This window comes from Tsukamurella tyrosinosolvens, assembly GCF_900104775.1.
GTDB classification, from domain to species: Bacteria; Actinomycetota; Actinomycetes; order Mycobacteriales; family Mycobacteriaceae; genus Tsukamurella; species Tsukamurella tyrosinosolvens.
The window spans coordinates 612437-639000 of the sequence record NZ_FNSA01000003.1; the positions used below are offsets into that span (position 1 = coordinate 612437).

Below are 26564 nucleotides of genomic sequence, written 5' to 3' on the forward strand. Positions count from 1 at the left end.
GTTTCTCCAGGTGGCTGACTGGGCTAACGCTGGTAAGTCATCGGAATGCTGGTAATACCACTTGACCACCGGACCGCGCGGCGCTACGGTTCCGGCATGGAACTGAGCCCGGTCACGAAGCGGTCCGCCGCCGACGAGGTGCACGACCAGCTGCTGAACCAGCTGGTCAGCGGCGCCGCGCCGGTGGGCTCGCGGTTGCCCAGCGAGCGCCGGCTCGCGGAGGTCCTCGGCGTCTCGCGGCCCGTCATCCGCGAGGCGATCGCCCGCCTCGCCACGTCTGGCCATGTCGAGGTCCGGCAGGGCGACGGGGCCGTCGTCAACGACATCACCCGCACGGGCGGGCTCGACCTGCTGCCGCACCTGCTCGTCGCCGCGCCCGACGGTGCTGTCGTCGACCCGTCCGTGGTCCGCAGTGTCCTCGAGGTGCGCGAACACCTCGGGCCGTGGATCGCGGAGAAAGCGGCCGCGCGCTCGGCCGAGAACCTCGCCGGCCCGCTGACCGCGGCGCTCGCCGCGATCGAGGCCGCCGGATCGGGCGCGGAGCAGCAGGCCGCCGCCCTCGGCTACTGGGAGCACCTCGTGCGCGGGGCCGACTCGATCGCGATGACCCTCATCTTCAACGGCATGCGGCGCGTCTACGAGCCGATGCTCGGCGTCGTCGCCGACGCCGTCGCAGCGGCCGAACCCGCGGACCGCTACCGCGCCCTCACTGCGGCCGTCCTCGACGGCGACGCCACCGCCGCCCGCGCCGCCGCGCGCGCCGTCCTCGGCGGCGCCACCGGCGTCCTCGGCGGATTCCTCGACCGGATGGAGCAGTCATGACCACGACCGATCGCGCGGCCCGCCGCGGTGTCACCCTCGGCGATGCCGCCCGCGAGTTCCTCCGCCATCCCACGCCGTGGATGATCCTGGCCTTCCTGGCCGGCACCGTCGCCGCGCGCGTCGCCGTCGGCGGGGGAGGGCTCGTCGACCTGTGGGCACCCCTGGTCTTCGTGGCCCTGTTCCCGTTCCTGGAGTGGGTCATCCACGTCTTCGTGCTGCACTGGCGGCCGCGCACCGTCGGGCCGATCACGCTGGACACCCTGCTCGCGCGCGACCACCGGCGGCATCACGCCGCGCCCCGCGACGTGGACCTGGTGTTCATCCCGACCCGCGCGCTGCCGTGGGTGATCGTCGGCCTGGGCATCGCCGCGCCGCTCGGCGTGGGTGCGCTGATCGGCGCCCCGGTGCACGCGACGCTGACCTTCATGCTGGTCGAGGCGCTCTTCCTGCTCGGCTACGAGTGGACCCACTACCTCGTGCACACCGACTACAAGCCCCGCGGCCGCGCCTACAAGGCCGTGTGGCGCAGCCACCGCCTGCACCATTTCAAGAACGAGCACTACTGGTTCTCGGTCACCACGTCGGGCACCTCCGACCGGGTGCTGGGCACCTACCCGGACCCCGGCACCGTCGAGACCAGCCCGACCGCCAAGAACCTGCACGGCCTGGACGGCCTCGGGTCCTAGAGCTCCACGTACTTCATGTCGTAGCTCTGCCGCTCCGTCGCGGCCGCGGTCGCGGGGTGCACGGCGACCAGGCGATCCTTGCGGGCCTCGCACTCGCGGGCCAGCGCGGCGTACGCCTGCTCGCCCAGGAGCTCCGTCAGCTCCGGGGCGTAGCTCTGCCACACCTGCTGCGCGCCGACGTGCGCCTCCGGCGAGCCGGAGCAGTACCACTGCAGGTCCAGGCCGCCCGCGCCCCAACCGCGCCGGTCGTACTCGCCGATCGTCGTGCGCAGGATCTGCTCGCCGTCGGGGCGCTCGATCCACTCCTGGGTGCGCCGGACGGGCAGCTGCCAGCAGACGTCGGGCTTGACGGTGAGCGGTTCCACGCCGGTCCGCAGGGCCATGGCGTGCAGGGCGCAGCCCTCCCCGCCCGGGAACCCGGGGCGGTTGAGGAAGATGCAGGCACCGTCGTACCGGCGGGTCCGCAGCGCGGGCTCGTCATCGAGGTCGTCCTCCTCGAGGTACCCCTTCTTGCCCAATCCCTTACTGCGGAACTGCCAGTCGTCGTCCGTCAGCTTCGCGACGGCCTTCTTCAGGCGCTTGCGGTCGTCGTTGTCGGAGAGGAACGCGCCGTGGCTGCAGCAGCCGTCCGTGTCCCGGCCCGGCTCGATCCCGTGGCACGACTCGGTGCCGAACACGCAGGTCCAGTGGGAGAGCAGCCACGTCAGGTCCGCGGCGATCAGGTGCTGCGGGTCCGCGGGATCGGTGAACTCCAGCCACTCGCGCGGGAAGTCCAGGGGGACTTCCGGGACGGGACGCCGCAGGCCGGGCATCGGAAGGTCGGTCACAGGGGCCACCGTAGTCGGGTCTAGATTGACGGGGTGAGATTGGGAGTCCTCGACATCGGGTCCAATACGGTGCACCTGCTCGTGGTCGACGCCCACTGGGGCGCGCACCCGACGCCGATGAGCTCGACCAAGGCCACGCTGCGGCTCGCCGAGAAGATCGAACCGAGCGGCCGCTTGAGCCAGGCCGGGGAGGACGCGCTCGTCGACTCCGTCGAGGAGTTCACGAAGATCGCGCGCAGCTCCGGCTGCTCCGAGGTGATGGCCTTCGCGACCTCCGCGGTCCGCGACGCCAGCAACACCGACACCGTGCTCGCGCACGTCAAGCAGGCCACCGGCGTCGACGTCGAGGTGCTCTCCGGCGCCGACGAGTCCCGGCTCACCGCCCTCGCGGTGCGCCGCTGGTACGGCTGGAGCGTGGGCCGCGTGCTCAACATCGACATCGGCGGCGGCTCGCTCGAGATGAGCAACGGCGTCGACGAGGAGCCGGACGTCGCGCTCTCGCTGCCGCTGGGCGCCGGCCGGATCACGCGCGAGTGGCTGCCCGACGATCCGCCCGGGCGCCGCCGCGTCGCCATGCTGCGCGACTGGCTCGACGCCGAGATCGCGCCCGCCGCAGCACGACTGCAGGCCGTCGGCACGCCGGACCTCGTCGCGGGCACGTCGAAGACGATGCGCACCCTCGCCCGCCTCACGGGTGCGGCGCCCTCGTCGGCCGGGCCGCGCGTCAAGCGGACCCTGACGGCGCGCGGGCTGAGCCAGCTGATCGCCTTCATCAGCCGGATGACGGAGTCCGACCGCCGCGAACTGGACGGGCTCAGCTCCGACCGCGCGGGGCAGATCGTCGCCGGGGCGCTCGTCGCCGAGGCCGCGATGCGGGCGATGAAGGTCGAGGAACTCGACATCTGCCCGTGGGCCCTGCGCGAGGGCGTGATCCTGCGGTATCTGGACACGCAGGCGGGCTTCACCCCGGAGAGCAGCGGTAAAGGCCATTAAAGGTACGAAGTAACATAACGGACCGCCGCGTGTGCCGCCACGGTTGCGCGACGGTGTACAAGTAGAATCTTCTGAGACCACACAGGGCGTGAGTGGCGGGTGTGACAATTCCGGCACGCGCGGGGCCCACGAGGCCGACGAGCCACAGGACGGTGACGTGCATGAGCGAGGAGCGAAGGATTTCGCTGGCGGAGCTGCTCGCCAGGGAAGGCGGCGCCCCGGCCGCACCCGCGGGCGGACGCCGTCGACGCCATCGCGGCGGCGAGAACTCGATCACCGTCGCCGAGCTGACCGGCGAGATCCCCGTCGTCCGCGACGACACCCCGCCGCCGGGCGCCCAGGCCGACGAGCAGCCCGCACCCGAGGTTCCGTCCGCACCCCAGGCTCCGGCCGCGCCGGCCGCGCCGGCAGCGCCGGCGGCGCAGGCCCAGCAGGCGTACGAGCCCGAGGTCGTGACCCCCGAGGTCGTCGAGCCCGAGGCTCCGGCCGCACCCGCGGCCGCCGAGCAGGAGGCCCCGCAGCAGGCCGCTCCGGTCGAGCAGAGCGAGCAGGCCGACGATGACGAGCCGATCACCTCGTCCTTCCTCGCCGCCGCCGTTGCCGATCCCGGCACCGCCGAGGCACCCGCGGACCAGGCGCCCGAGGCCCAGGAGGCCGCTGTCCCGGAGGCACCCGCCGAGGAGGCTCCCGCCGGGCGCGAGGGGCGCCGCTCCGGGCTGCTCCGCTGGGGCCGCGGTTCGCGGTCCGCCGAGTCGGCCCAGGAACAGGCCCCGGCCGATGAGCCCGCCGCGCAGGCCGAAGCTCAGGCTCCCGAGGCCCCGGCTGCCGAGACTCCTGCTGCGCAGGCTCCTGCCGCTGCCGCTGCCGCTGCCGCTGCCGCTGCCGCTGCCGCGTCCGCGGACGCCCCGGCCGAGGACGGCAAGGACTACGCGTGGTCGCGCTGGGATCAGGCCGAGGCCCCGATCATGGCGACGGCCGACTTCAACACCGCGCAGGTCCGCGAGCGCCAGTCCCGGTTCGCCGAGGTCGAGGCCGACGACACCGTCGACGTCAAGCCCGTCGCGGTGCCGGCAGCCGACCTGGACGCCGACGCGGCCGCGCCCGACACCGCGTCGATGAGCGCCCAGCAGATCGACGACGCGCGCGCCGACGCCGCCCCCGACTTCCTCGCGAAGCCGGGCGACGCCGAGCTCGACGAGGACGCCGACGACGAGGACGCCACGCCGGGCAGGGGCCGCGGCTGGCTCGCGCTCGCCGCCGAGGTCGTGCTCGGCCTGGTGGCCGGCGCCGGCCTGTTCTACGGCTTCTTCAAGCTGTGGAACTGGGGCGGCGGTAAGGCGACCATCGCGCTGACCGTCGTGCTGGCGTTCATCGTGATCATCGGCATCGTCACCTTCACGCACTACCTGCGCAAGACCACCGACTACCTGACGCTGGGGCTCGCGCTGTTCGTGGGCCTGGTGATCACCTTCGGCCCGCTGCTGATGGCGCTCGGCTCCAACTGAGTACGCTCGGCGGTGTGAGCGGGATACCGGTCGGACTGTCGACGGCCTCGGTCTACCCCGAGAAGCTCGAGGACGCCTTCCGGTACGCCGCGGAGACCGGCTACGACGGGGTCGAGCTCATGGTCTGGCACGAGGGCGCCAGCCAGGACATCGCGAACGTCGCCGGCCTGTCCATGCGGTACGACGTGCCCGTGCTGTCCGTCCACGCGCCCTGCCTGCTGATCAGCCAGCGCGTGTGGGGCCCCGATCCCATGGCGAAGCTCGGGCGCGCCGTGACGGCCGCGGAGGACCTCGGCGCCGACACCGTCGTCGTGCACCCGCCGTTCCGGTGGCAGCGGCGCTACGCCGAGAACTTCGTCGACCTGGTCAGCGAGCTCGAGGACGACAGCCACGTCGCGATCGCGGTGGAGAACATGTTCCCGATGCGGCTCGACGCCTTCTTCGGCCGCCGCGGCGAGTCCGTGGAGCGGCTCAAGCGGCGCGGCCACCCCGGCACCGCGGTCTCGGCGTTCGCACCGTCGATCGACCCGACCGACGTCGGCTACGCGAACTACACCCTGGACCTCTCGCACACCGCGACCGCGGGCGTCGACGCCCTCGAGCTCATGGACCGCATGGGCGACGGCCTGCGGCACCTGCACCTCACCGACGGCCTCGGCGCCGCCGTCGACGAGCACCTCGTGCCCGGTCACGGCACCCAGCCGGCCGCCGAGGTGTGCCGCCGGCTCGCCGCGTCGGGCTTCGACGGCCACGTGATCCTCGAGATCGCGACGGGCTCGGCGAAGACGCCCGAGGAGCGGCGTGCGATGCTCACGGAGGCGCTGGGATTCGCGCGGGAGCACCTGCGCGCCGACCCGGCCGCCTGACGTCGAAGCACCCGTGCGGGTGCCTGGTAAGGAGAGCGCACAGATGGCGTTGTTCGCGGAGCTCATCTCCGTCACGAAGGCCCCCGGCGGGTACACCGCCGACATCGACCCCACCTGGTCGGTGGGAAGCAAGGTGCACGGCGGCGCGTTGTTGGCCGTCATCGCCTCGGCGGCGCAGGCCGCCTACCTCGACGACGGGGGAGACCCCGACGTGACGCCCGTGGTGATCTCCGCGGAGTACCTCGGCGCGCCCGACCCCGGCCACGTCGAGCTGCGGACCGACGTGCGCAAGCGCGGCCGCACGACGTCCTTCGTGAACGTGGAGGCCGTGCAGGGCGACCGCGTCTACGTGCAGGCGGCCGTGACCCTCGCCCGCCGCGACGAGGGCGAGGAGCGGTACGCCGAGACCCTGCCGGTGGACGCCATGCCGCCCACGCCGCCCGCGGACGCGCTGGCCTGGGACCCCGAGCACCCCGCGGCGAAGATCTTCAAGGTGGGTCGTGTGGCCGAGGTGCACTACGACGCCTCGACGCTGCCCGTCATCGAGGGCCGCACCGGCGCGGCCGAGACCCGCGGCTGGGTGCGGCTGCGCGAGGAGCCGCTCTCGGGCCTGTTCGCGCTGCTCGCCACCGACATCTCGCTGCCCGTGGTCGCGAACCTCGGCGGCGTCGGCTGGGCGCCCACCATCACGCTGACCGCCTCCGTGCGCCGCGAGCCCGTCGACGGCTGGCTGCGGTTCCGGGCGACCGCGCCCGTTGTCGGGCAGCGGTGGTTCGAGGAGGACCACGTCCTCGTCGACGAGTCCGGGCACGTCGTCGCGACGTCCCGGCAGATGGCGATGATGCCGGCGCCGCGGCCCCCGAAGTCCTGAAGAACCGAAGAACTGATCGAGGAGTACCCGAGATGGATGGTCGTATCGCGCTGATCGGCGGCGGACGGATCGGCGAGGCCCTGCTCGCCGGCCTGATCACGGCCGGGCACGAGCCCGGCGCGCTCACGGTCGCGGAGCCCCACGCGGGCCGCGGCGGGGAGCTCGCCGAGCGCTACGGGGTGGCGACGGTGACCACCGTCGCCGAGGCGGTCGACGCGGCGGACCTCGTGGTGATCGCCGTCAAGCCCGACGTGGTGTCCGCGATCCTGCCCGACGTGGCCTCCGCACTGCGGCCGGGCGCCGTGGTGGCCTCGGTGGCCGCGGGCGTTCCCACGACCGTCTACGAGGCCGCGCTGCCCGACGGGACGCCCGTCGTGCGGGTCATGCCGAACACGGCGATGCTCGTCGGCCGGTCGATGAGCGGGATCTCCGGCGGCCGGGAGGCGACGGAGGCCCACGTGACGCTCGTGCGGGAGGTCATGGACGCGGTGGGGAAGACCCTCGTCGTGCCCGAGGCGAAGCTCGACGCGCTCACCGCCCTGTCGGGCTCCGGGCCCGCCTACGCCTTCCTCGTCGCGGAGGCGTTGATCGATGCCGGGGTGGATCTGGGGCTCACCCGCGATCAGGCGACGACCCTCGCCACGCACACGATCGCGGGCGCGGGTGCACTAATGGTTGAGACTTCCACGTCGCCCGTCGAGCTTCGGGCGGCGGTGACTTCTCCGGGCGGTACGACGGCCGCCGCGATCCGCGAGCTGGAGAAAAATGGCCTCCGACCTGCATTTTACGCGGCGACGCGGGCGTGCGCGGAACGATCGGCCGAGCTCGGGCGTCTCGCCTAGAAGGTTCGGTTAGCTCACTCCCGTCGCATTATTCCCATTGGTACCGCTAAGCTGCTCGAAGCACGTGCGTGTCAGGTCCGCCGGAGGGGAAGCCGGCGGCGCGACATGTGCCGGAGGTTAGGGATTACATGGCGTCTGCAAACAAGAACACCAAGCCCGCCGAGATCGGTGCCGGAGCTCAGGCTCCCCAGGCAGCCGGCTCGTCGTTCCTGACGGTGGCCGAGGTCGCCACCCTCATGCGGGTGTCGAAGATGACGGTCTACCGCCTGGTGCACAACGGGGAGCTCCCCGCGGTGCGCGTGGGCCGGTCCTTCCGGGTCCACGAGAAGGCGGTCCACGACTACCTGCAGACCTCGTTCTTCGACGCGGGCTAGGCCCCGTCGGAGGACGTCAGCCGCGGCGGCGGCACGGGCGGATTTCGCCTGGGTCGCTGCGACGGGTAAGGTAGAAGCCTGCTGCGTGGACGCGGGGGCTCATCGGTACCCGGCCGCCGCGCACCGAACATGGCAATTCGATAGAGAGACGTGAGGAACCCATGGGTTCAGTGATCAAGAAGCGCCGCAAGCGCATGTCGAAGAAGAAGCACCGCAAGCTGCTCCGCCGCACCCGGGTGCAGCGTAGGAAGCTCGGCAAGTAGGCCTTCTGGTCACACTTTCATGAGAGCCCGCCCAGGATCTGGGCGGGCTTTCGTGTTTCCGGTTACTCTTCAGTAATGGGTGAGTCGGTCGTCAGCGCGCCGCGCGTCGTCATGGTGACGGGCGCCTCCACGTTCGTGGGCGGCTACCTCGTGCGCCGGCTCGCGCAGCGCCCCGACATCGAGCGAGTGATCGGTGTGGACGCCGTGCCGCCGACCAAAGCGATGCACCGGCGGATGGAGCCCGCGGAGTTCATCCGCGTCGACTACCGCAGCCACATCTTCGGCAAGATCATGGCGACCAACGAGGTCGACACCGTCGTGCACTGCTCGACGTCGGTCACCGACAACCACTTCCCGTCCGGGTCCACCAAGGACGCGATCGTCTTCGGCTCCATGCGGGTCTTCGCCGCGTGCCAGAAGTCGGAGACGGTCAAGCGGGTGATCATGCGCTCGGCGACGCAGGTCTACGGCTCGCGCTCCCGCAACCCCGCGCTCATCACCGAGGACCTCGTCAGCGGCGCCGCGGCCAGCGGCCACCCGCGCGACCTGCTCGACGCCGAGGCCTACGCCCGCAGCATGGCCCGCCGCCGCACCGACATCGACCTCACGATCCTGCGCCTCGCGCCGATCCTGGGGCCCAACATCGAGACGCTGCTCGGCTCGCTGTTCGAGCGGCCCGTCGTGCCCTCCATCATCGGCCGCGACGCCCGGCTGCAACTGCTGCACCAGGACGACGCCCTCGGGGCCCTCGAGCACGCCGTGGTGGCCGGGAAGCCGGGCACGTACAACATCGCCGGCGACGGCGCGATCGCCATGTCGCAGGCCATCCGCCTGTCCGGCCGGGTGCCGCTGCCCGTCGTGAAGCCCGCCTTCGGGCCGGCCGTCGCCGCGATCCGCGGCCGGGGCCGCGGCACGACGGACAAGGTACAGCTCGCCTACCTGAGCTTCGGCAACGCCTTCGACACGACGCGCATGCGGAAGGAGCTCGGCTTCGAGCCGCGCTTCACCACGCGGCAGGCAATGGAAGACGCCGCACGCCACGGCCGCACAGAACCTACAATCGGTGTGGATTCGATCGTGGGCGTCGAGCAGCGGGTCGCCTCGCTGGCACGACGCCTCGCGGGAATCGGTTCCGAGTACGGCACGGCTGGACGGTAGACACATGACCAACGCTTCAGGCTCACAGCACGCGAAGGTGCTGCAGCTGCCCGTGTCCATCGACACCGCTCGCACCGAGGGGCGCGAGCGCGCGCAGCAGCGGCACCCGTCCGCGCTGACCGGCACCCCGGCACCGCCGGCCCCGCGCCGCGAGGCCACGGTGCACGCCCTCAACCCCGACTACATCGCCGCCGCGCAGCCGGGCGAGCCCGGTCCGGGCTGGCGCGAGCGCGCCGCGGATTCGGTGGTCGACGGTGCCGCCTTCGTCCGCGAGCGGCTCACCGGCGACTACGACATCGACCCCTTCGGTTTCGATCCGCACCTGACCGACGCGCTCTTCCTGCCGGCGTTGCGGCCCGTCTACGACAAGTGGTTCCGGGTGGACACCACCGGTGCCGACAACCTGCCCCGCGAGGGCGGCGCGCTGTTGGTGGCGAACCACTCCGGCGTCATCCCGCTCGACGGGCTGATGTCGGCCGTCGCGGTGCACGACAATCACCCCGACCAGCGGCACCTGCGCCTGTTGGCCGCCGACCTGGCCTTCGAGTACCCGTTCATCGGTGAGGTCGCCCGCAAGATGGGCGCCACCGTCGCCTGCAACGCCGACGCCGAGGCGCTCCTCACGCGCGGTGAGCTCGTCGCCGTGTGGCCCGAGGGCTTCAAGGGCATCGGCAAGCTCTACCGCGACCGCTACAAGCTGCAGCGCTTCGGCCGCGGCGGCTTCGTGACCGCGGCGATCCGCGCCGGCGTCCCGATCATCCCGGTGTCCATCGTGGGCGCCGAGGAGATCTACCCGATGCTGGCCGACGTCAAGCCCGTCGCCCGGTTGCTGGGCCTGCCCTACGCGCCGATCACGCCGCTGTTCCCGTGGCTCGGCCCGCTGGGCATGGTGCCGCTGCCGTCGAAGTGGCACATCGAGTTCGGCGAGCCCATCGCGACCGACCGCTTCACCGAGGCCGACGCCGACGACCCCATGGTCGTCTTCGAGCTCACCGACAACGTCCGCGAGACCATCCAGCAGTCCCTCTACCGCATCCTCGCGCGCCGGAAGAACATCTTCCAGGACTTCTGAGCGTCGGGCACCGTCGGTCCGGTCCGGCGGGGCAGGGCGGCAGGGGTGCCCACGTCGGGCTGTCGGCTCGTCGGGTTCGCGCGGCGCCAGTACTGCTTCGTGTTCGTCCCCCGCGCGGCGCCGAAAGGCGACTCCGACGTTCGTTCCCCCATGAGACGCCGCTCGTGCGGTGGGGGAGCGGCCGTCCCCCACGCGGCGCCGATTCCCCCACCGGACGCCGGCTCTCCCTCGCTCCACGCCGATTCCCCCACGGCACACCGGCTACCGCCGGAGTTGCCTGCGGTTTCGCCGGAGGCGACCTGCGATTTGGTCGCCGAATCCGCTAACAATCGCCGGTCCGGCGGCCGTCTCTCCGAACGGCGAGCCATCACCCGGCGGCGAACTGGCGTTATTCAGTATCTGTATGGGCATCGCGCGATGACACCAACCGCGATGGCGGGCACCGTCGAACTCGAGGGACTAGTCGTCGCTGAAGTGCTTGATCAGCGCGGCGGCGCCGCCGACGGCGACGCCGACGCCGATGGCGGTGGGGACGCCGATCTTGGCGGCCTTGCGGCCGGTGCGGTAGTCGCGGATCTCCCAGCCCCGCACGCGCGCGACGTCGCGCAGGTCGGAGTCCGGGTTGATGGCGACGGCGGTGCCCACCAGGGAGAGCATCGGCACGTCGTTGTGCGAGTCGCTGTAGGCGGTGCAGCGCTTGAGATTCAGGCCCTCGCGGATCGCCAGCGACCGGACGGCGTGCGCCTTGCCCAGGCCGTGCAGGATGTCGCCGACGAGCTTGCCGGTGAACACCCCGTCCTGCGACTCCGCGACGGTGCCGAGCGCGCCGGTGAGCCCGAGCCGGTCGGCGATGGTCTGCGCCAGCTCGACGGGGGTGGCGGTCACCAGCCACACCTGCTGGCCGGCGTCGAGGTGCATCTGCGCCAGCGCACGCGTGCCCGGCCAGATCTTGTCGGCGATGATCTCGTCGTAGATCTCCTCGCCGACGGCCTTGAGTTCCTCGGTGGACCGGCCGGCGATGAACGACAGCGCCTTCTCGCGCCCGGCGGCGACGTCCTCGCTGTTCTCCTTGCCCGTGAGCCGGAACTTGGCCTGTGCCCACACGGCCGAGGCCAGGTCGGAGTAGGAGAAGTAGTTGCGCGCGGCGAGGCCGCGGGCGAAGTGCACGATCGACGCGCCCTGCACCATCGTGTTGTCGACGTCGAAGAAGGCGGCGGCGGTGAGGTCCGGCGGCACCTGGCCGTCCTCGCGGCCCTCCTTCTCGAGCAGCAGCGAATGGGCGGCGTCAGCGCTCGCCTCGCCCGCCGCGCTCTGCCGTTGTTCGTCGGCGCTGGCCTGGTCGGACAAGAACACCTCCCCACTCGCGTGATCCCACGTGCGTGATCTCCCCTCAACCTTAGCGGCGCGCGCCGCCCTCGGGGTGGGACACTCGGCACATGTCCGTGATCACGCTGCTCACCAGGGAGGGGTGCGGGATGTGCGCCCGCGCCCACGACGAGCTCACCGCACTCGTCGACGAACTCCGCGCCGCCGAACGCCCCGTCGACTACCGGCAGCTCGACGTCGACGCGCCCGGCAACACCGAGTACCGCGGCGAGTACGGCGACATGCTGCCGGTCGTCCTGCTCGACGGGGAACAGCACAGCTACTGGGAAGCGGACATTCCGCAGCTCCGGGCGGATATCCTCGGGTGAACGACCCTCGCGGGTGACGTGCCGTCACCTGCACGGGTGAGGTGAGGCTGTGCGCGTTTTCCCATTTCAGGGGATGCGGGGTACCGTGCCTTAACGGGAAACTACGGACTGTAGTTCACTCGTCATGATCTTCGAAGGAGCAGCGAGGGTGTCGGTTCTGCTGTTCGGCGCGTCGCACCGCAGCGCGCCGGTGTCGGTCCTCGAGAAACTGGCGATCACCGAGACCGATCGTCCCAAGGTGCTGGCGCAGCTCATGGAGTCGCCCCACATCGACGAGGTCATGGTCGTCACCACCTGCAACCGCGTCGAGATCTACGCCGTCGTCGAGGCCTTCCACCCCGCCCTGGAAGCCGTCTCCGACGTCCTGTCCGCCCGCTCCGGCCTCACCATCAACGAGCTCAGCAAGCACGCCTTCGTGCGCTACTCCGAGGCCGCCGTCCAGCACCTCTTCTCCGTGGCCTCGGGCCTCGATTCGATGGTCGTCGGCGAGCAGCAGATCCTCGGCCAGATCCGCGGCGCCTACGCCGCCTCCGACGAGCACCAGGTCGCGGGCCGCGTGGTCCACGACCTCGCGCAGCGCGCCCTGCACGTGGGCAAGCGCGTGCACACCGACACCGGCATCGACAAGGCCGGCGCCTCCGTCGTCTCCGTCGCCCTCGACCGCGCGCAGGCCATCCTCGGCGCGCAGGGCGGCTCGCTGCAGCGCGCCGTCGTCGTGGGCGCGGGCGCCATGGGCGGCCTCGGCGTCGCGCACCTGGCCCGCGCCGGCGCCGTCGACGTCACCGTCGCCAACCGCACCGAGGACAAGGCGGCGCGGCTCGCGCAGGCCGCCCTCGACGCCGGGGTCGACGGTGCGCGGTCCGTCGCCATGGACGGCCTCGTGGCCGCCCTCGCCGCCGCCGACGTGCTCATCGCCTGCACGGGCGCCGTGGGCAGCGTCGTGAGCCTCGCCGACGTGCACTCCGCGCTGGCGCAGCGCACCGTCGGCACCGATCTCGTGGTGTGCGACCTGGGCCTGCCCCGGGACGTGGACCCGGCCGTCGCCGGGCTGCCGGGCGTGGCCGTCATCGACATCGACGCGCTTTCCCGCGAGCCGGGTACGCAGGCCGCCGAGGAGGACGCCGAGAAGGCCCGCCGGATCGTCTCCGACGAGCTCGCCGAGTACCTCTCCGCGCAGCGCTCCGCCGAGGTCACCCCGACCGTGACGGCGCTCCGCCGCCGCGCCGCCGAGGTGGTGGAAGCCGAACTGCTGCGGCTGGATTCGCGCCTCCCGAGCCTGGAGGGCACGGACCGGGACGAGGTGGCGCAGACGGTGCGCCGCGTCGTCGACAAGCTCCTGCACGCCCCGACGGTGCGCGTCAAACAACTGGCCGCCACCCCGGGGGGCGACTCCTACGCGGAGGCGCTGCGCGAGCTCTTCGAACTCAAGCCGGGCGCCACGGGCGCCGTCTCCGCGACCGAAGGATCCGACGACCGAAGTGTCTGAAGTGACCACGCCATCCGTTCCGAACCCCATCCGCATCGGCACCCGCGGCTCGCTGCTGGCGACCACGCAGGCCGGCACCGTGCGCGACGCGCTGATCGCGGCGGGGCACCCCGCCGAGCTGGTCATCGTGACCACGCCGGGCGACCTGAGCTCCGATCCGGTCGAGAAGATCGGCGTCGGCGTCTTCACCTCCGCGCTGCGCGACGCGCTCGCGAACGACGAGGTCGACGTGGCCGTGCACTCGTACAAGGACCTGCCCACCGCGCCCGACGACCGGCTCTCGATGCCCGCCGTGCCGCCCCGCGAGGACTCGCGCGACGCCCTCGTGGCGCGCGACGGCCTGGTCCTGGGGGAGCTGCCGGCGGGATCCGTGGTCGGTACCTCCAGCCCGCGGCGAGCCACACAGCTTAACGCACTGGGTCTTGGTTTGGAAATCCGCCCCCTACGAGGCAACCTTGACTCTCGGTTACGCAAAGTAGCGGACGGCGAACTCGACGCGATCGTGGTCGCCCTCGCCGGACTCAAGCGGATCGGTCGCCACAACGAGGTGACGGAGGCGCTGGATCCGGTGCAGATGCTGCCGGCGCCCGCACAGGGCGCACTCGCGGTGGAGTGCCGACGCGACGATGCGGAACTGCATTCCGTGCTCTCCGGCCTGGACGATCCGGTCACGCGCGCGGCGGTCACCGCCGAGCGCGCCCTCCTCGCCGAGCTGGAGGCCGGGTGTACCGCACCCGTCGGTGCGATCGCGGAAGTCGTCGAGTCCCTCGACGACGACGGTCGGATCTTCGAGGAGCTGTCGTTGCGCGGCATCGCGCTCGCGGCGGACGGCTCCGATTCGGTCCGCGCCTCCGTGGTCGGCCCGGTGGGCGACGCCGGCGCGCTGGGCATCGCGCTGGCACGGGAGCTGCTCGACCTGGGCGCACGCGACCTGCTCGCGTAGCACCCGCAACTACTGGGAGCCGATACATGAGCCGCACTGCACAGTCCGCGAAGGCCGACACGGCAGCCGACACCGACACGGTGTCCGCGCGCGTCGCCGCGAAGACGAACAAGCCCGCCCGGGGCCGGGCGGTGGCACCGGGCCGCATCACCTTCGTGGGATCCGGCCCGGGAGATCCGGGGCTCCTCACCCTGCGCGCAGAGCAGACTATCGCGGGCGCCCGGACGGTCTACACCGACCCCGACGTTCCGCAGACCGTCGTCGACATGGTGGGCACCGCGCTGCCGGCCGAGCCCGTCGAGGCCGACGAGGACGCCGCCGACGGCACCGCCGCCAAGGGCCGCAAGGGCGAGCCCGCCGTGCGCAACCCCGCCACCGTCGCGCCCGCGCTCGGCGAGCCCGCCGAGGTCGCCAAGACCCTGCTGGCGCAGGCCCGCCACGGCCTCGACGTCGTGCGCCTCGTCGCCGGTGACCCGCTGTCGTCCGACGCGGTGCTGGCCGAGGTCAACGCCGTCGCCCGCACGCAGATCGCCTTCGAGATCGTTCCGGGCCTGGCGCCCGCGACGGCCGTCCCCACCTACGCCGGCATGGCGCTGGGCTCGGCGCACACCGAGGCCGACGTGCGCGGCGAGGTCGACTGGGCGGCGCTGGCCGCGGCCCCGTCGCCCCTGGTCCTGAGCGCGACCGCCGAGCACCTCGCCGACACCGCCTCCGCGCTGGTCGAGAACGGCCTCGCGCCGCAGACCCCGGTGGCCGTGACCGCGCAGGGCTCGACCTGCAAGCAGAAGACCGTCGAGGCCACCCTGGCCACGCTGAACGAGGCCGGCGCGGGCCTGCCCGGCCCGCTCGTGGTCACCGTCGGCAAGGTCGTGGGCCAGCGGAACAAGCTCTCCTGGTGGGAGTCGCGCGCGCTGTACGGCTGGACCGTGCTCGTGCCCCGCACCAAGGACCAGGCCGCCGAGATGTCGAACCGGCTGCGCGCCCACGGGTCCATCCCGATGGAGGTCCCGACCATCGCCGTCGAGCCGCCCCGCAGCCCCGCGCAGATGGAGCGCGCGGTCAAGGGCCTCGTCGACGGCCGCTACCAGTGGGTGGTCTTCACCTCCACGAACGCCGTGCGCGCCGTGTGGGAGAAGTTCATCGAGTTCGGCCTGGACGCCCGCGCCTTCTCCGGCGTGAAGATCGCCTGCGTCGGCGAGCAGACCGCCGCCAAGGTCCGCGCCTTCGGCATCGAGCCGGAGCTGCTGCCCACGGGCGAGCAGTCCAGCCTGGGCATGCTCGAGGTCTTCCCGCCCTTCGACGACGTCTTCGACCCGGTCAACCGCGTCCTGCTGCCGCGCGCCGACATCGCCACCGAGACGCTCGCCGAGGGCCTGCGCGACCGTGGCTGGGAGATCGACGACGTGACCGCGTACCGCACGGTGCGCGCCGCGCCGCCGCCCGCCTCGACCCGCGAGATGATCAAGTCCGGCGACTTCGACGCGGTCTGCTTCACCTCCAGCTCGACGGTGCGCAACCTGGTCGGCATCGCCGGCAAGCCGCACGCCCGCACCATCGTCGCGTGCATCGGCCCGAAGACGGCCGAGACCGCGATCGAGTTCGGCCTGCGGGTGGACGTGCAGCCGGAGACCGCGTCGGTGGAGGACCTCGTCGAGGCCCTCGCCGCGCACGCCTCCCGGCTCCGCGCGGAGGGCGCGCTGCCCCCGCCGCGGAAGAAGCCGCGCCGCTCGCGCTCGTAGACTGGGCGGCATGAGTTTTCCTCACGTCCGTCCCCGCAGGCTGCGCAGCACGCCCGCCGTCCGGCGGCTCGTCGCCGAGGTGTCGGTGGAGCCGCGGCAGCTGGTGCTGCCGATGTTCGTGCGCGACGGGATCGACGCGCCGCTGCCGATCTCGTCGATGCCGGGCGTCGTCCAGCACACGCTCGATTCGCTGCGCGCCGCCGCGGAGGAGGCCGTGCGCGAGGGTGTCGGCGGGATCATGCTGTTCGGCGTCCCCGACGACGCCGACAAGGACGCCGAGGGCAGCGCGTCGTGGAATCCCGACGGGGTGCTCAACCGCGGCCTGCGGGCCCTGCGGGACGACCTGGGCGACGCGACGGTCATCATGGCGGACACGTGCTTGGACGAGTTCACCTCGCACGGCCACTGCGGCGTGCTCGACGGTGCCGGGCGCGTCGATAACGACGCCACCCTGGAGCGGTACGCCCTCATGGGCGTCGCGCAGGCCGACGCGGGCGCGCACATGCTGGGACCGTCGGGGATGATGGACGGCCAGATCGGGGTGCTGCGCTCCGCGCTGGATTCCGCCGGCCACCAGGACGTCTCGCTGCTCGCCTACACCGCGAAGTACGCCTCGCCCTTCTACGGCCCGTTCCGTGAGGCCGTCGGCTCGTCGCTGCAGGGCGACCGCCGGACGTACCAGCAGGACGCCGCGAACCGGCGGGAGTCGCTGCGCGAGCTGGAGCTCGACATCGCGGAGGGCGCCGACATTGTGATGGTCAAGCCCGCCATGAGCTACCTCGACGTGCTGGCCGACGTGGCCGCTGCCTCGCCGGTCCCCGTTGCCGCGTACCAGATCTCGGGGGAGTACTCGATGATCACCGCCGCGGCGCAGAACGGCTGGATCGACCGCGACGCCGCGATCCGCGAGTCGCTGCTGTCGATCCGCCGCGCGGGTGCCGACATCGTGCTGACCTACTGGGCCACCGAGGCCGCCACCTGGCTGCAGAGGGGTACGTGGTGAGCATGCACCACCAGGGCCCCGTCTGGCCCGGTCCCGGCCCGCAGCCGCCCACGTGGCCCGCGCCGCCGCCCGTGCCGAAGCCCGAGCGCGGGCCCCGGCCCGACGACGTGAAGCTGTCCGTGCAGCTGTGGATCTTCGTGATCATCACCTCGGCGATCTCCCGCGTCGCGCAGGCGTTCTCGACTCGCGGCTCCGACGAGCTGCGCGAGCAGTTCGACCGGATGCGCGAGGGCGACGGCATCATCGCGCGGACCTCCCGGGAGCAGTACAAGACCTTCGAGCAGTACGACACCACGACCTTCGTGCTCGCCATCGTCATGGTGGTCGTGGGCGTCGCGATCGCGGCCGGCCTCGTCTACTTCCTGTGGCGCGGGCAGAACTGGGCGCGGCTGGTGCTGCAGTTCGTCGCCGCGTTCGTGCTGGTGCAGGGCGTGCTCGCCTTCTTCTCCGGCAACGCCACGATCGCGGTGCCGGCCATCCTCGCGGCGATCGCCGTGGTGGGGGCGATCATCTGCGCGAACAGCCGGGACTCGCTCGCCTACGTCAGTCCGGGCTCCGCGGCGGCGCGCCGGTGACCGCGCCCGTGGCACCGCTCTACGCCGAGCGGGGGCTGTCGCGCGTCTGGCTGCTGATCGTGCCGGTCGCGACCGTGGCGATGATCCTCACCCAGTGGCTGCTCGCCGGCCGCACCTCCGAGTGGTGGATCTGGCTGCTGCTGGGCCTCGCCACGCAGGGCTTCGTGTGGCTGCAGGTCACGGCGGGCCGCACCCACGTCTCGATGGCGATCACGCCCGAGGAGCTGCGCTGCGGCGAGGAGACGATCCCCGTCGCCGAGATCGCGCGGATCCTGCCCGGCAAGGCCCCCGACCATCCGCGCAAGGCCAAGCCGGAGGACTTCCCGGCCTGGTCCAGCGCGCGGGCGATGGGGCGGCTGCGGACGGTGCCGAGGCGCCGGTACGGCATGGGCATCCAGCTCGCCGACGGCTCGACCGTGCAGGCCTGGGCGCGCAACGACTACGCGCTGCGCGCGGCCCTCGAGCCGCTGCTCGCGGCGCGATCCGGGAACTGATCCTCAGCCGATGAGGGCGGCGGCCGTGCGCTCGATCTGCGCCGCCGCCTCGTCGACGGTGCCGCGCGGCCCCAGCAGGTGACTCACGGTGAGCCGCACGAAGACCTCGACCGTCGCGTCGTCGACGGCGGCACCGTCCGGCCGGGCGTCGAGCGCCGCGCGCACCGCCCCGATGGCACGGCCGAGCACGGGTTCCGGGTCGGTGGTGAGGAGCGGCAGTAGCTCGGCGCCCGCGCCGGGGACGCCGGCCAGGATCGACTTGAGCAGCGTGTTGTCGGCGCCGTGCACGAGCGCGGCCCGCGCCCCCGCGCCGAGTCCCGCGACGGTCGTCCCGGCGGCCGTGATCGCGGCGGTCACGGCGTCGAGGTAGCGGTCCGCGTCGCGCTGGATCAGCGCCGTGGCGAGGTCCTGCTTGGCGCCGAGTTCCTTGTACAGCGCGGTGCGGCTCACGCCGACGCGCTTGGCGATGAGCGACATGTTCACCGCGTCCCAGCCCTGCGCGACGACCAGCTCGCGGGCCGCGTCGAGGGCCCGGTCGCGCAGGAGCAGGCGCACCTCGGCCTGGAAGTTCGGCTGCGTCACCTCGCCCACGGTACAGGTCGCCGATTCCGTCCCGATGGTTGACAACATGGCCATAGTTGTAATCAACTAGGACATGAAGGTGAGTTGTGTCACCCCGCCTCAGCCCGGTGCGGAGCGCTCACCCGAAGGGAGAACGCCATGCCTGCGACCGACTACGACGTCCTGGTGATCGGATCCGGCTTCGGCGGGTCCGTCACCGCCCTGCGCCTCACGGAGAAGGGCTACCGCGTGGGCGTCCTCGAGGCCGGCCGCCGGTTCGCCGACGAGGACTTCGCGAAGACCAGCTGGGACCTGCGGAGGTTCGTCTGGATGCCGGCGCTGGGCCTGTACGGCATCCAGCGCATCCACATGCTCCGCGACTGCCTCATCCTGGCCGGCGCGGGCGTGGGCGGCGGCTCGCTGAACTACGCCAACACGCTGTACAAGCCGCCGGCCTCGTTCTTCGCCGACGAGCAGTGGGCCGGCATCACCGACTGGTTCGACGAGCTCTCGCCGTTCTACGACCAGGGCCGCCGCATGCTGGGCGTCGTCCAGAACCCGCACATGACCCCGGCCGACGAGATCGTCAAGCAGGTCGCCGACGACATGGGCGCCGGCGAGACCTTCATCCAGACCCCGGTCGGCGTCTACTTCGGCGAGCCCGGGAAGACGGTGCCCGACCCCTTCTTCGGCGGCGCGGGCCCCGACCGCACCGGCTGCATCGAGTGCGGCGAGTGCATGACCGGCTGCCGCCACGGCGCGAAGAACACGCTGGTCAAGAACTACCTCGGGCTCGCGGAGCGGGCCGGGGCGCAGGTGCACCCGCTCACCACCGTGACCGACGTCCAGCAGCGCGGCGACGGCACCTGGGAGGTCTCGACGGTCCGCTCCGGCGCGAAGCTCCGCAAGCGCCGCCGCACCTATACCGCGCAGCACGTGGTGTTCGCCGCCGGCACCTGGGGCACGCAACAGCTGCTGCACCGGCTCCGGGACAACGGCTCGCTGCCGGGGCTGTCCGATCGGGTGGGTGTGCTCACCCGCACCAACTCCGAGTCGATCCTCTCCGCGGTGCGGATGACCGTCGACAAGGAGCTCGACCTCACCCGCGGCGTCGCGATCACGTCGTCGTTCCATCCGAGCGGCGACACCCACGTCGAGCCGGTGCGTTACGGCAAGGGCTCCAACGCGATGGGGATGCTGCAGACCCTGATGACCGACGGCGGCGGCCGCACCCCGCGCTGGCTGCGGTTCCTCGGCACCGTCGTGCGGCATCCGCTGGCCTTCCTGCGCGTGCTGCTCGTGGGCGGCTGGAGCGAGCGCACCATCATCGCCCTGGTCATGCAGAACCTCGACAACTCGATCACCACGTTCACCAGGCGCGGCCTGTTCGGCCGGAAGATGTCGAGCCGCCAGGGCCACGGCGAGCCGAACCCCACCTGGATCCCGCTGGGCAACGAGGCGACGCGGCGCATCGCCGACAAGATCGGCGGCGCCCCCGCGGGCACCTGGGGCGAGGTCTTCAACATCCCCATGACCGCGCATTTCCTGGGCGGCTGCGCGATCGGCGCGGACCGGTCCACCGGCGTCATCGACGCCTACCACCGCGTCCACGGCTACCCGACGCTCAGCGTGGTCGACGGCTCTGCCGTCTCCGCGAACCTCGGCGTGAACCCGTCGCTGACGATCACCGCGCAGGCGGAACGGGCCGCGGCGCTGTGGCCGAACAAGGGCGAGGTCGATCAGCGCGCCCCGCAGGGCGAGCCCTACCGCCGCATCGCCCCCGTCGCGCCGCAGCACCCGGTGGTGCCCGCCACGGCCCCGGGCGCCCTGCGCCTGCCGCTGTACGTGGTCTGAGTTCCGAACGTAGACTCCATCGGGCCGGGGCGGCGATATTCCTCGCCCCGCCCTGATGGAGTGGAGTTTCAGATCCGCACCGCTCCGAGGTGTCGCCGGGAGCGCACCATGTCGGTGATGTCGGCGAACACGCTGTCCCAGCCGAACATGACGTCGGCGTAGTCGATACGCAGGACGTGGTAGCCGCCGACGGTCGACTCCGGTCGCGCCGCGCGTCCTCTCTGCGCTGGTGCGCGTCGTTGTGGAATCCCGTGCTGTCGCACTCGATGATCAGCCGGTCGCCGACGAGGAGATCCACCCGTCCCACCGTGGGAATCGTCACTTGGCTGCGCACGCGGATGTTCGCCGACCGGAGTCGATGGCGCGTCACGGACTCGGTGCCCGACTGCGCGGCCGGATCCAGGTCGCCGAGCAGCCGCTGGATCCGCAACGGTGCACCGTCGAAGACATCGCGAATCTCCTGCACGGTGTGCGGATCGGGCGATCGGAGAAGCGAATCCAGGACGGCCACGACGTAGTAGTCCTCATCGATGCAGTTGACGGCGCACTGCAGAGCGAGGTGCAGCGGATCGACCGCCCGCACCGAGGTGTTCAGCGAGACGTGGGCGCGACACCCCTTCTGTGTCCTGAGCGACGTGCGGCGGTGCGCGGGCCACCGCACATGGGTGCGCTTGGCGACCGGCGGTATCCAGATCTCGGGTGTGAGAGCCAGTGCCGAGAGGCAGGTCAGTGTCGCCCCGGCCTTGACCGCCGTGACGACCTCCGGGCTCGCAGTCGCGGTCCCGTACCAGCCGCGCCGGATCGGGATCAGCGCACCGGCCCGCACGAGCTCGACGACGTCGGCGGGATCGACGCCGAGCCCGACCAGGTGGCGGCGGCCCACGACGCCGCCGTTCTGCGCGGCGACCTCCGCGATCAGTTCGTTCATACTCAGAGCGTCGTCGCAGCCGACAGCGCTTCGGGCCCGAAAACCGCTCGCCTGTGGACGAAAAAGGTTTCGTACGCACACTTGTGGACGGAGCCGCTCCTGAAACTCCCATCGAGCGAGGTGGGGCGGCGCATATCGACGTCCCGCCGGGCTCGATTCGACGTTCGGAACGGCTATTGCCAGGCGGGTTGGGTGTCGCCGCGCAGGGCGGCGAGGCCGCGGCGCACCCGCTCGGTCTGCCGCGGCGACATGGTGGGCAGCGCCGCGGGGTGGAACCACGCGATCTCGAGCGACTCGTCGTCGGCGACGTGCGCCTCGCCGGCGACGTAGCGGCACAGGAACAGGAGCGTGAGGTACTGCGCGACATCGCCGTTCGGGTAGTGGACGGGCTCGTCGGTGCGGATCGCGAGCAGGTCGAGAACCTCCGCGTCGACGCCCGCCTCCTCACGGATCTCGCGGACGATGGCCTCGGCGGGCTGCTCACCGGGCTCGAGGATCCCCGCGATCGACGCCCACTCGCCGGTGTCCGCGCGACGGCCCAGCAGAACCTCGCCGGCCTCGTTGACGACCACCGCGGCGACACCGGGCAGCCACAGCAGGTCGGTGCCGATCTTCTCGCGGATGCTGCGCACGTACTCGGGAACGGGCATGCTTCTAGAGGGTACGTACCGATCCGGGCGAAGGAGCGACATGCTGAGCGAGCTGATCGAGCGGGAGGTCGCGCAGGGACCGCTGCCGGGCGCCGTCGCGGCCTTCGACGATCCGGCGGGCCTGGAGATCGCCGCCGGGGGCGAGCGCGCGACCGGTGCGCCGATGACCCGCGACACCGTCTTCCGCATCGCGTCGCTGAGCAAGCCGATCCTCGCCGCGGCGGCGCTCGTGCACGTCGAACGCGGCACCGTCGGCCTCGACGATCCGGTGACGCGCTGGCTGCCCGAACTCGCCGAACTCCGCGTGCTCCGCGATCCGAGCGGCCCGCTGGACGACACCGTCCCCGCTGTCCGTCCCATCACCGTGCGGCACCTGCTCTCGTTCACCGGCGGCCTCGGCATGGTCTCCGACTTCTCCGCACCCCTGATGGAGGCGCTGTTCGGCACCCTGCACCAGGGACCCGCCGACCCGCTCGGCACGCCGCCGCCCGACGAGTGGCTCGCCGCCGCCGCGCGGCTCCCGCTGGCGCACCAGCCGGGGGAGGGATGGACCTACAACACCGGCGCCGACCTCCTCGGCGTGCTGCTTTCCCGCGCCGCCGGCGGCACGCTCGGCGAGGTGCTGCGCGACGCCGTGCTGGACCCGCTCGGCATGGCCGACACCGCCTTCCGGGCGACCGGGGCGATGCGGCCGCGGCTCGGTGACGCCGTGATGTCGACGCCGGAGGGGCTCGCGATCGTCGACCCCGCCGACGGCGCCTTCCTCGCCGAGCCGGTCTTCGAATCCGGTGGTGGCGGCCTGCTCTCGACGCTCGACGACCTGCTGCGCTTCGGGCGGATGCTGCGCGGCGCGGGGGAGTCCGACGGGGTGCGCGTGCTGAGTCCGGAGTCGGTGGCGGCGATGATGTCGGTGCAGGTGCCGCCGCAGCCCGGCAACGTCTTCCTCGACGGCGCCGCGTGGGGCTACGGCGGCGCGGTGGACGTCGACCGTGCCCGGCCGTGGAGCGTGCCGGGGCGGTACGGCTGGGTCGGCGGCTCGGGGACGGCGTTCTACTTCTACCCCGACTCGGGCAGGATCGCGGTGTGGCTCGGGCAGCTGCAGCTCGCCGGCCCCGCCGAGGGTGGACCGATCGAGCGGTTCTGCACCGCCGCGATAGCGAATTGATACCCCTAGGGGGTATTATCGATGGTGCGCGACGATCGGCGTTCGCGTCAGTTGTTGAAGGAGCGAGATATGGCAGTGGAGACCACCTACACCGTGACCGGCATGACCTGCGGGCACTGCGCGTCCTCGGTGCGCGAGGAGATCTCGGAGATCGGCGGCGTCACGGGCGTCGAGGTGAACGTCGAGACCGGTGCCGTCACGGTGGCCAGCGACGCCGAGCTGACGCGCGACGCCGTCGAGGCCGCCGTCAAGGAGGCCGGCTACACGCTGGTCTGAGCTACGGTGGGGGCATGTCTGAGCAGGGTTTCGGGGACTTCGAGTTCGAGCGCAAGTTCTTCGTGCGCGAGGTCCCCGAGGCCGCTGCCCTCGATCCCACGCCCACGCTCATCGTGCAGGCCTACCTGTTCGCCGCCGACGGGTACGCCGTCCGGGTCCGGGTGCAGGGGCCCGCACCGTCGGAGCTGACCGACGATCCCGGCGCGCTCGTCGACGCCCTCGACGGCGTGACCACCGGCACCATGACCGCCAAGGGGCCCGCGGTGAGCGGCACCCGGTACGAGGCCGAGCGCGAGCTCGACGCCCTGGTCGCCGGCCAGATCGTGCGCCGGGCCGAGCACGTCGTCGCCAAGGTCCGCTACTCCATGTGGCTCGGCGAGGACGGCTGGATCATCGACGACTTCCTCGGCGCCAACGCCCCGCTCGTGATGGCGGAGGTGGAGCGCGGCGGCCCCGTCGTCGACCTCGCGATCCCCGACTTCTGCGCCACCGAGGTCTCCGAGGACGAGCGCTTCCGCAACGAGTACCTCGCGCACGTCCCCTTCGGGGGCTGGTCCGAGACCTACGCCCGCGAGCTCGCACTGCTCGGCCCGCGCTTCGTGCACAGCCTGGGCGAGAACCGCCTCGGCGGCGTCTGAAACCCCTCCCGGCCCTCAGGGTGGCGGAGATCTCCGTCTCCGGGCGGTTGACGCGCTATGTATTAACGCTGTTAACTTAACGTCGTTAATACAATCGGAAGGGGACGCACGATGATCGACGCACTCACCCGCTTCGTCGCGCGCCGCGCGAAGGCCGTGCTGCTGCTGGCCGTGATCCTGCTCGCCGCGCTGGGCTTCGCGGGCGCCGGTGTCGCCGACAAGCTGCAGGCCGGTGGTTACGTCGACCCGCAGGCCGAGGCCATGCAGACCTACAACCGCATGGCCGACGACTTCCACCGCGGCGGGCTGCCGCTCGTCCTCGCCGTCTCCGCGCCCGAGGGGCAGGAGGCCACCGCGAGCGCCTACGGCCGCGGCCTGGTCGACCGGCTCAAGGCCGACGGCCGCGTCGAGAGCGTCGTCGACGGCTTCGCCACCCCGACGCCGATGCTGCTCAGCGAGGACAAGCGCACCGCGCTCATCGTCGCGTCGATCGCCGGCGGCGAGTCCCAGGCCCCGCTCAACGCGAAGGCCATCGTCGGCGACCTGCCGCAGCCGCCCCCGTCGGTCACCATGACCCCCGGCGGCCAGGCCTACAGCTACGCGCAGATCAACGACCAGTCCTCGAGCGACCTGCTGCTCGCCGAGGCGGTCGCCATCCCCATCACGTTCCTCGTGCTGGTGTGGGTCTTCGGCGGCCTGGTCGCCGCGGCGATCCCTGTGCTCATCGGCATCGCCGCGATCATCGCGACGACCGGCATCCTGCGCGCGTTCACCACGTTCACGGACGTGTCGATCTTCGCGCTCAATCTCACCACCGCCATGGGTCTCGCCCTCGCGATCGACTACACGCTGCTGGTGATCTCCCGCTACCGCGAGGAGGTGGCCGCGGGCAGCGACCGCCCGGAGGCGCTGCGCCGCACCATGAACACGGCCGGCCGCACGGTCCTCTTCTCCGCGGTCATCGTCGGCCTCTCGCTGGCCGCGATGGCGATCTTCCCCATGTACTTCCTTCGGTCCTTCGCCTACGCCGGCGTCGCCGTGGTCGTCTTCGCGGCGCTCGCGACGCTGATCCTCACGCCCGCGATCCTCACCGTGCTCGGCGACCGCGTGGACGCGCTGAAGATCGGCCGCCGCCGCGCCGAACCCGCGCCGCAGGACAGCCTCTTCTACCGCTTCACCCGCGGCGTGCTGCGTCGCGCCGTGCCCATCGGGCTGGCCCTCGTCGCGTTGCTGTTGATCCTCGGGACCCCGTTCCTGAGCATCCATTTCGGCTTCCCCGACGACCGCGTCCTGCCGAAGTCCTCGACCTCGCACCAGGTGGGCGACACCATCCGCTCCGACTTCGCCGAGGACGCCGCGGGCCAGGTCAGCGTCGTCCTCACCAGTCCCGTCGACGACGGTGCCGTGGCCGACTACGCCGTGCGCCTCTCGCAGGTCCCGGACACCGGGGCGGTGGTGGCCCCGTCGGGCACGTACCTCGCCGGGCAACGGGTGGCCGACGGTGACCCGACCGCACGGGCCGCGAACGGGACTGCGCTGCTGCTGGTCTCGTCGAAGCTCGACCCGCTGTCGCAGGCCGCGTCCGACCAGCTCGACCGGCTGCACGAGGTGCAGGCTCCCGCGCCCCCGACCTTCGGCGGCTCCGCGCAGCTCAACCGCGACTCGGTGCAGTCGATCCTCGATACGCTCCCGACGGTGCTCATCGTCATCGCGGTGACCACCTTCATCCTCCTGTTCCTGCTCACCGGTTCCCTGGTGCTGCCGCTCAAAGCCCTGGTGATGAACGTGATCTCGCTGTCGGCGGTGTTCGGCGCGCTGGTCGCGATCTTCCAGTGGGGCTGGCTCGGCGGACTCGACACCACGGTGACCGGCGCGATCATCGCGAACATGCCGGTGCTCATGTTCTGCATCGCCTTCGGTCTGTCGATGGACTACGAGGTGTTCCTGCTCTCCCGGATCAAGGAGTTCTGGGACCACTCCGAGGCGAAGGATCACGCCGCCAACGACGAGGCCGTCGCGATGGGCATCACCCGCACCGGCCGTGTGGTGACCGCCGCCGCGCTGCTCATGGCGATCGTCTTCGCCGCCATCGGCTTCGCGGGCGTCTCCTTCATGAAGATGTTCGGCGTGGGCATGATGATCGCGGTGCTGCTGGACGCCACTCTGATCCGCATGCTGCTCGTGCCCGCGTTCATGCGCGTGGCGGGCGTGTGGAACTGGTGGGCGCCCGCGCCGCTGAAGCGGCTGTACGACCGCGTCGGTCTGCGAGAATCGTAGGG

At 71.8% G+C, this 26564-nt stretch carries 28 protein-coding genes and 1 pseudogene; 23 read left to right on the top strand and 6 right to left on the bottom strand.

Going from position 1 to position 26564, the window contains the following annotated elements:
- Positions 1–96: 96 nt before the first annotated feature.
- Positions 97–822 (top strand): FadR/GntR family transcriptional regulator, encoded by a 726-nt coding sequence (locus BLW32_RS04345; RefSeq protein WP_068740783.1) that lies wholly within the window; start codon positions 97–99, stop codon positions 820–822.
- Complete coding sequence (locus tag BLW32_RS04350) at positions 819–1508, top strand: sterol desaturase family protein (RefSeq protein WP_068740784.1); 690 nt, start codon at positions 819–821, stop codon at positions 1506–1508. Before BLW32_RS04345 ends, BLW32_RS04350 begins: the two co-directional genes overlap by 4 nt.
- Here the strand turns inward: BLW32_RS04350 and BLW32_RS04355 are convergent.
- Positions 1505–2320, bottom strand: coding sequence for a DUF3109 family protein (locus tag BLW32_RS04355; protein ID WP_068524698.1), 816 nt, complete (start codon positions 2318–2320; stop codon positions 1505–1507). The two genes, BLW32_RS04350 and BLW32_RS04355, sit on opposite strands and share 4 nt — an antisense overlap.
- Positions 2321–2368: 48 nt before the next feature.
- On the opposite strand from BLW32_RS04355, the gene BLW32_RS04360 reads away from it, so the two are divergent.
- From BLW32_RS04360 to BLW32_RS04400, 9 genes are all read left to right on the top strand, one after another.
- Entirely contained in the window at positions 2369–3328 is a 960-nt protein-coding gene (locus tag BLW32_RS04360) for a Ppx/GppA family phosphatase (RefSeq protein ID WP_068523806.1), read from the top strand.
- 161 nt (positions 3329–3489) lie between these two features.
- Positions 3490–4833, top strand: coding sequence for an Rv0497 family membrane protein (locus BLW32_RS27375; RefSeq protein ID WP_068740785.1), 1344 nt, complete (start codon positions 3490–3492; stop codon positions 4831–4833).
- 14 nt (positions 4834–4847) lie between these two features.
- A complete protein-coding gene (locus BLW32_RS04370; RefSeq protein ID WP_068740786.1) occupies positions 4848–5699 on the top strand; it encodes a sugar phosphate isomerase/epimerase family protein in 852 nt (283 codons plus the stop codon).
- Positions 5700–5742: 43 nt separating this feature from the next.
- On the top strand, positions 5743–6570 hold the full coding sequence (locus tag BLW32_RS04375; RefSeq protein ID WP_068740787.1) for a thioesterase family protein: 828 nt from the start codon (positions 5743–5745) through the stop codon (positions 6568–6570).
- Positions 6571–6602: 32 nt separating this feature from the next.
- Positions 6603–7412: a pyrroline-5-carboxylate reductase gene (gene proC, locus BLW32_RS04380; protein ID WP_068627104.1), complete on the top strand. Its 810-nt coding sequence runs from the start codon at positions 6603–6605 to the stop codon at positions 7410–7412.
- Positions 7413–7540: 128 nt separating this feature from the next.
- Complete coding sequence (locus BLW32_RS04385) at positions 7541–7786, top strand: helix-turn-helix domain-containing protein (protein WP_068523814.1); 246 nt, start codon at positions 7541–7543, stop codon at positions 7784–7786.
- Positions 7787–7947: 161 nt separating this feature from the next.
- Positions 7948–8049 carry a 30S ribosomal protein bS22 gene (locus tag BLW32_RS04390; protein WP_003402602.1) on the top strand — a complete coding sequence of 34 codons (102 nt, stop codon included), beginning with the start codon at positions 7948–7950 and terminating at the stop codon, positions 8047–8049.
- A 75-nt stretch (positions 8050–8124) separates the two neighbouring features.
- Complete coding sequence (locus BLW32_RS04395) at positions 8125–9207, top strand: NAD-dependent epimerase/dehydratase family protein (protein ID WP_068523816.1); 1083 nt, start codon at positions 8125–8127, stop codon at positions 9205–9207.
- Between the two features lie 4 nt (positions 9208–9211).
- Positions 9212–10279 (top strand): lysophospholipid acyltransferase family protein, encoded by a 1068-nt coding sequence (locus BLW32_RS04400; RefSeq protein WP_068740788.1) that lies wholly within the window; start codon positions 9212–9214, stop codon positions 10277–10279.
- 459 nt (positions 10280–10738) lie between these two features.
- Here BLW32_RS04400 and BLW32_RS04405 read toward each other — a convergent pair whose 3' ends face one another.
- On the bottom strand, positions 10739–11632 hold the full coding sequence (locus tag BLW32_RS04405; RefSeq protein WP_372456780.1) for an HAD family hydrolase: 894 nt from the start codon (positions 11630–11632) through the stop codon (positions 10739–10741).
- A gap of 83 nt (positions 11633–11715) precedes the next feature.
- On the opposite strand from BLW32_RS04405, the gene BLW32_RS04410 reads away from it, so the two are divergent.
- From BLW32_RS04410 to mce1N, 7 genes are all read left to right on the top strand, one after another.
- Positions 11716–11973 carry a glutaredoxin family protein gene (locus BLW32_RS04410; protein WP_068740789.1) on the top strand — a complete coding sequence of 86 codons (258 nt, stop codon included), beginning with the start codon at positions 11716–11718 and terminating at the stop codon, positions 11971–11973.
- Positions 11974–12121: 148 nt separating this feature from the next.
- Positions 12122–13459, top strand: a complete 1338-nt coding sequence (locus tag BLW32_RS04415) for a glutamyl-tRNA reductase (protein WP_068740790.1) — start codon at positions 12122–12124, stop codon at positions 13457–13459.
- Position 13460: 1 nt separating this feature from the next.
- Positions 13461–14402, top strand: a complete 942-nt coding sequence (gene hemC, locus BLW32_RS04420; RefSeq protein ID WP_102101070.1) for a hydroxymethylbilane synthase — start codon at positions 13461–13463, stop codon at positions 14400–14402.
- Between the two features lie 26 nt (positions 14403–14428).
- Entirely contained in the window at positions 14429–16141 is a 1713-nt protein-coding gene (locus tag BLW32_RS04425) for a bifunctional uroporphyrinogen-III C-methyltransferase/uroporphyrinogen-III synthase (RefSeq protein WP_225535878.1), read from the top strand.
- Between the two features lie 10 nt (positions 16142–16151).
- Positions 16152–17144 carry a porphobilinogen synthase gene (hemB, locus tag BLW32_RS04430; protein WP_068523824.1) on the top strand — a complete coding sequence of 331 codons (993 nt, stop codon included), beginning with the start codon at positions 16152–16154 and terminating at the stop codon, positions 17142–17144.
- Positions 17141–17719 (top strand): hypothetical protein, encoded by a 579-nt coding sequence (locus BLW32_RS04435; RefSeq protein ID WP_139286063.1) that lies wholly within the window; start codon positions 17141–17143, stop codon positions 17717–17719. The genes hemB and BLW32_RS04435 overlap by 4 nt, the downstream gene beginning before the upstream one ends.
- A complete protein-coding gene (gene mce1N / locus BLW32_RS04440) occupies positions 17716–18213 on the top strand; it encodes a transport-regulating membrane protein Mce1N (protein ID WP_068523828.1) in 498 nt (165 codons plus the stop codon). The genes BLW32_RS04435 and mce1N overlap by 4 nt, the downstream gene beginning before the upstream one ends.
- A 3-nt stretch (positions 18214–18216) precedes the next feature.
- Here the strand turns inward: mce1N and BLW32_RS04445 are convergent, their stop codons facing one another.
- Positions 18217–18795 (bottom strand): TetR/AcrR family transcriptional regulator, encoded by a 579-nt coding sequence (locus BLW32_RS04445; protein ID WP_225535879.1) that lies wholly within the window; start codon positions 18793–18795, stop codon positions 18217–18219.
- Positions 18796–18933: 138 nt separating this feature from the next.
- Here BLW32_RS04445 and BLW32_RS04450 point away from each other — a divergent pair, with 138 nt between their 5' ends.
- Complete coding sequence (locus BLW32_RS04450) at positions 18934–20628, top strand: FAD-dependent oxidoreductase (RefSeq protein WP_068740791.1); 1695 nt, start codon at positions 18934–18936, stop codon at positions 20626–20628.
- Positions 20629–20696: 68 nt separating this feature from the next.
- On the opposite strand, the gene BLW32_RS26940 is transcribed toward BLW32_RS04450, so the two are convergent.
- The 3 genes and pseudogenes from BLW32_RS26940 to BLW32_RS04460 all read right to left on the bottom strand — a co-directional run bounded on the left by BLW32_RS26940 (position 20697) and on the right by BLW32_RS04460 (position 22206).
- Positions 20697–20891: a putative endonuclease domain-containing protein gene (locus BLW32_RS26940; protein ID WP_139286065.1), complete on the bottom strand. Its 195-nt coding sequence runs from the start codon at positions 20889–20891 to the stop codon at positions 20697–20699.
- Positions 20892–21424: 533 nt separating this feature from the next.
- Positions 21425–21556: pseudogene (locus BLW32_RS28420) on the bottom strand (type IV toxin-antitoxin system AbiEi family antitoxin domain-containing protein); the annotation flags it as partial.
- Positions 21557–21729: 173 nt separating this feature from the next.
- A complete protein-coding gene (locus tag BLW32_RS04460; RefSeq protein WP_068740792.1) occupies positions 21730–22206 on the bottom strand; it encodes an NUDIX hydrolase in 477 nt (158 codons plus the stop codon).
- Positions 22207–22246: 40 nt separating this feature from the next.
- On the opposite strand from BLW32_RS04460, the gene BLW32_RS04465 reads away from it, so the two are divergent.
- From BLW32_RS04465 to BLW32_RS04480, 4 genes are all read left to right on the top strand, one after another.
- Positions 22247–23371 (top strand): serine hydrolase domain-containing protein, encoded by a 1125-nt coding sequence (locus BLW32_RS04465; protein WP_068740793.1) that lies wholly within the window; start codon positions 22247–22249, stop codon positions 23369–23371.
- 69 nt (positions 23372–23440) lie between these two features.
- Positions 23441–23647: a heavy-metal-associated domain-containing protein gene (locus BLW32_RS04470; protein ID WP_068523840.1), complete on the top strand. Its 207-nt coding sequence runs from the start codon at positions 23441–23443 to the stop codon at positions 23645–23647.
- Positions 23648–23661: 14 nt separating this feature from the next.
- Positions 23662–24285, top strand: a complete 624-nt coding sequence (locus tag BLW32_RS04475; RefSeq protein ID WP_068523842.1) for a CYTH domain-containing protein — start codon at positions 23662–23664, stop codon at positions 24283–24285.
- A 111-nt stretch (positions 24286–24396) separates the two neighbouring features.
- The gene (locus BLW32_RS04480) at positions 24397–26562 is read left to right on the top strand and encodes an MMPL family transporter (protein WP_068740794.1); all 2166 of its coding nucleotides are present in this window, start codon (positions 24397–24399) and stop codon (positions 26560–26562) included.
- The last annotated feature ends 2 nt before the right edge of the window (positions 26563–26564 follow it).

Coding starts and splice junctions, on each gene's coding strand:
- BLW32_RS04465 (WP_068740793.1), top strand. CDS start 22,247: ATGCTGAGCGAGCTGATCGAGCGGGAGGTCGCGCAGGGACCGCTGCCG.
- BLW32_RS27375 (WP_068740785.1), top strand. CDS start 3,490: ATGAGCGAGGAGCGAAGGATTTCGCTGGCGGAGCTGCTCGCCAGGGAA.
- BLW32_RS04410 (WP_068740789.1), top strand. CDS start 11,716: ATGTCCGTGATCACGCTGCTCACCAGGGAGGGGTGCGGGATGTGCGCC.
- BLW32_RS04475 (WP_068523842.1), top strand. CDS start 23,662: ATGTCTGAGCAGGGTTTCGGGGACTTCGAGTTCGAGCGCAAGTTCTTC.
- BLW32_RS04395 (WP_068523816.1), top strand. CDS start 8,125: ATGGGTGAGTCGGTCGTCAGCGCGCCGCGCGTCGTCATGGTGACGGGC.
- BLW32_RS04470 (WP_068523840.1), top strand. CDS start 23,441: ATGGCAGTGGAGACCACCTACACCGTGACCGGCATGACCTGCGGGCAC.
- BLW32_RS04390 (WP_003402602.1), top strand. CDS start 7,948: ATGGGTTCAGTGATCAAGAAGCGCCGCAAGCGCATGTCGAAGAAGAAG.
- BLW32_RS04450 (WP_068740791.1), top strand. CDS start 18,934: ATGCCTGCGACCGACTACGACGTCCTGGTGATCGGATCCGGCTTCGGC.
- BLW32_RS04480 (WP_068740794.1), top strand. CDS start 24,397: ATGATCGACGCACTCACCCGCTTCGTCGCGCGCCGCGCGAAGGCCGTG.
- proC (WP_068627104.1), top strand. CDS start 6,603: ATGGATGGTCGTATCGCGCTGATCGGCGGCGGACGGATCGGCGAGGCC.
- BLW32_RS04355 (WP_068524698.1), bottom strand. CDS start 2,320: ATGCCCGGCCTGCGGCGTCCCGTCCCGGAAGTCCCCCTGGACTTCCCG.
- hemB (WP_068523824.1), top strand. CDS start 16,152: ATGAGTTTTCCTCACGTCCGTCCCCGCAGGCTGCGCAGCACGCCCGCC.
- BLW32_RS04385 (WP_068523814.1), top strand. CDS start 7,541: ATGGCGTCTGCAAACAAGAACACCAAGCCCGCCGAGATCGGTGCCGGA.
- BLW32_RS04375 (WP_068740787.1), top strand. CDS start 5,743: ATGGCGTTGTTCGCGGAGCTCATCTCCGTCACGAAGGCCCCCGGCGGG.
- BLW32_RS04350 (WP_068740784.1), top strand. CDS start 819: ATGACCACGACCGATCGCGCGGCCCGCCGCGGTGTCACCCTCGGCGAT.
- BLW32_RS04400 (WP_068740788.1), top strand. CDS start 9,212: ATGACCAACGCTTCAGGCTCACAGCACGCGAAGGTGCTGCAGCTGCCC.
- BLW32_RS04425 (WP_225535878.1), top strand. CDS start 14,429: ATGAGCCGCACTGCACAGTCCGCGAAGGCCGACACGGCAGCCGACACC.
- BLW32_RS04345 (WP_068740783.1), top strand. CDS start 97: ATGGAACTGAGCCCGGTCACGAAGCGGTCCGCCGCCGACGAGGTGCAC.
- BLW32_RS04460 (WP_068740792.1), bottom strand. CDS start 22,206: ATGCCCGTTCCCGAGTACGTGCGCAGCATCCGCGAGAAGATCGGCACC.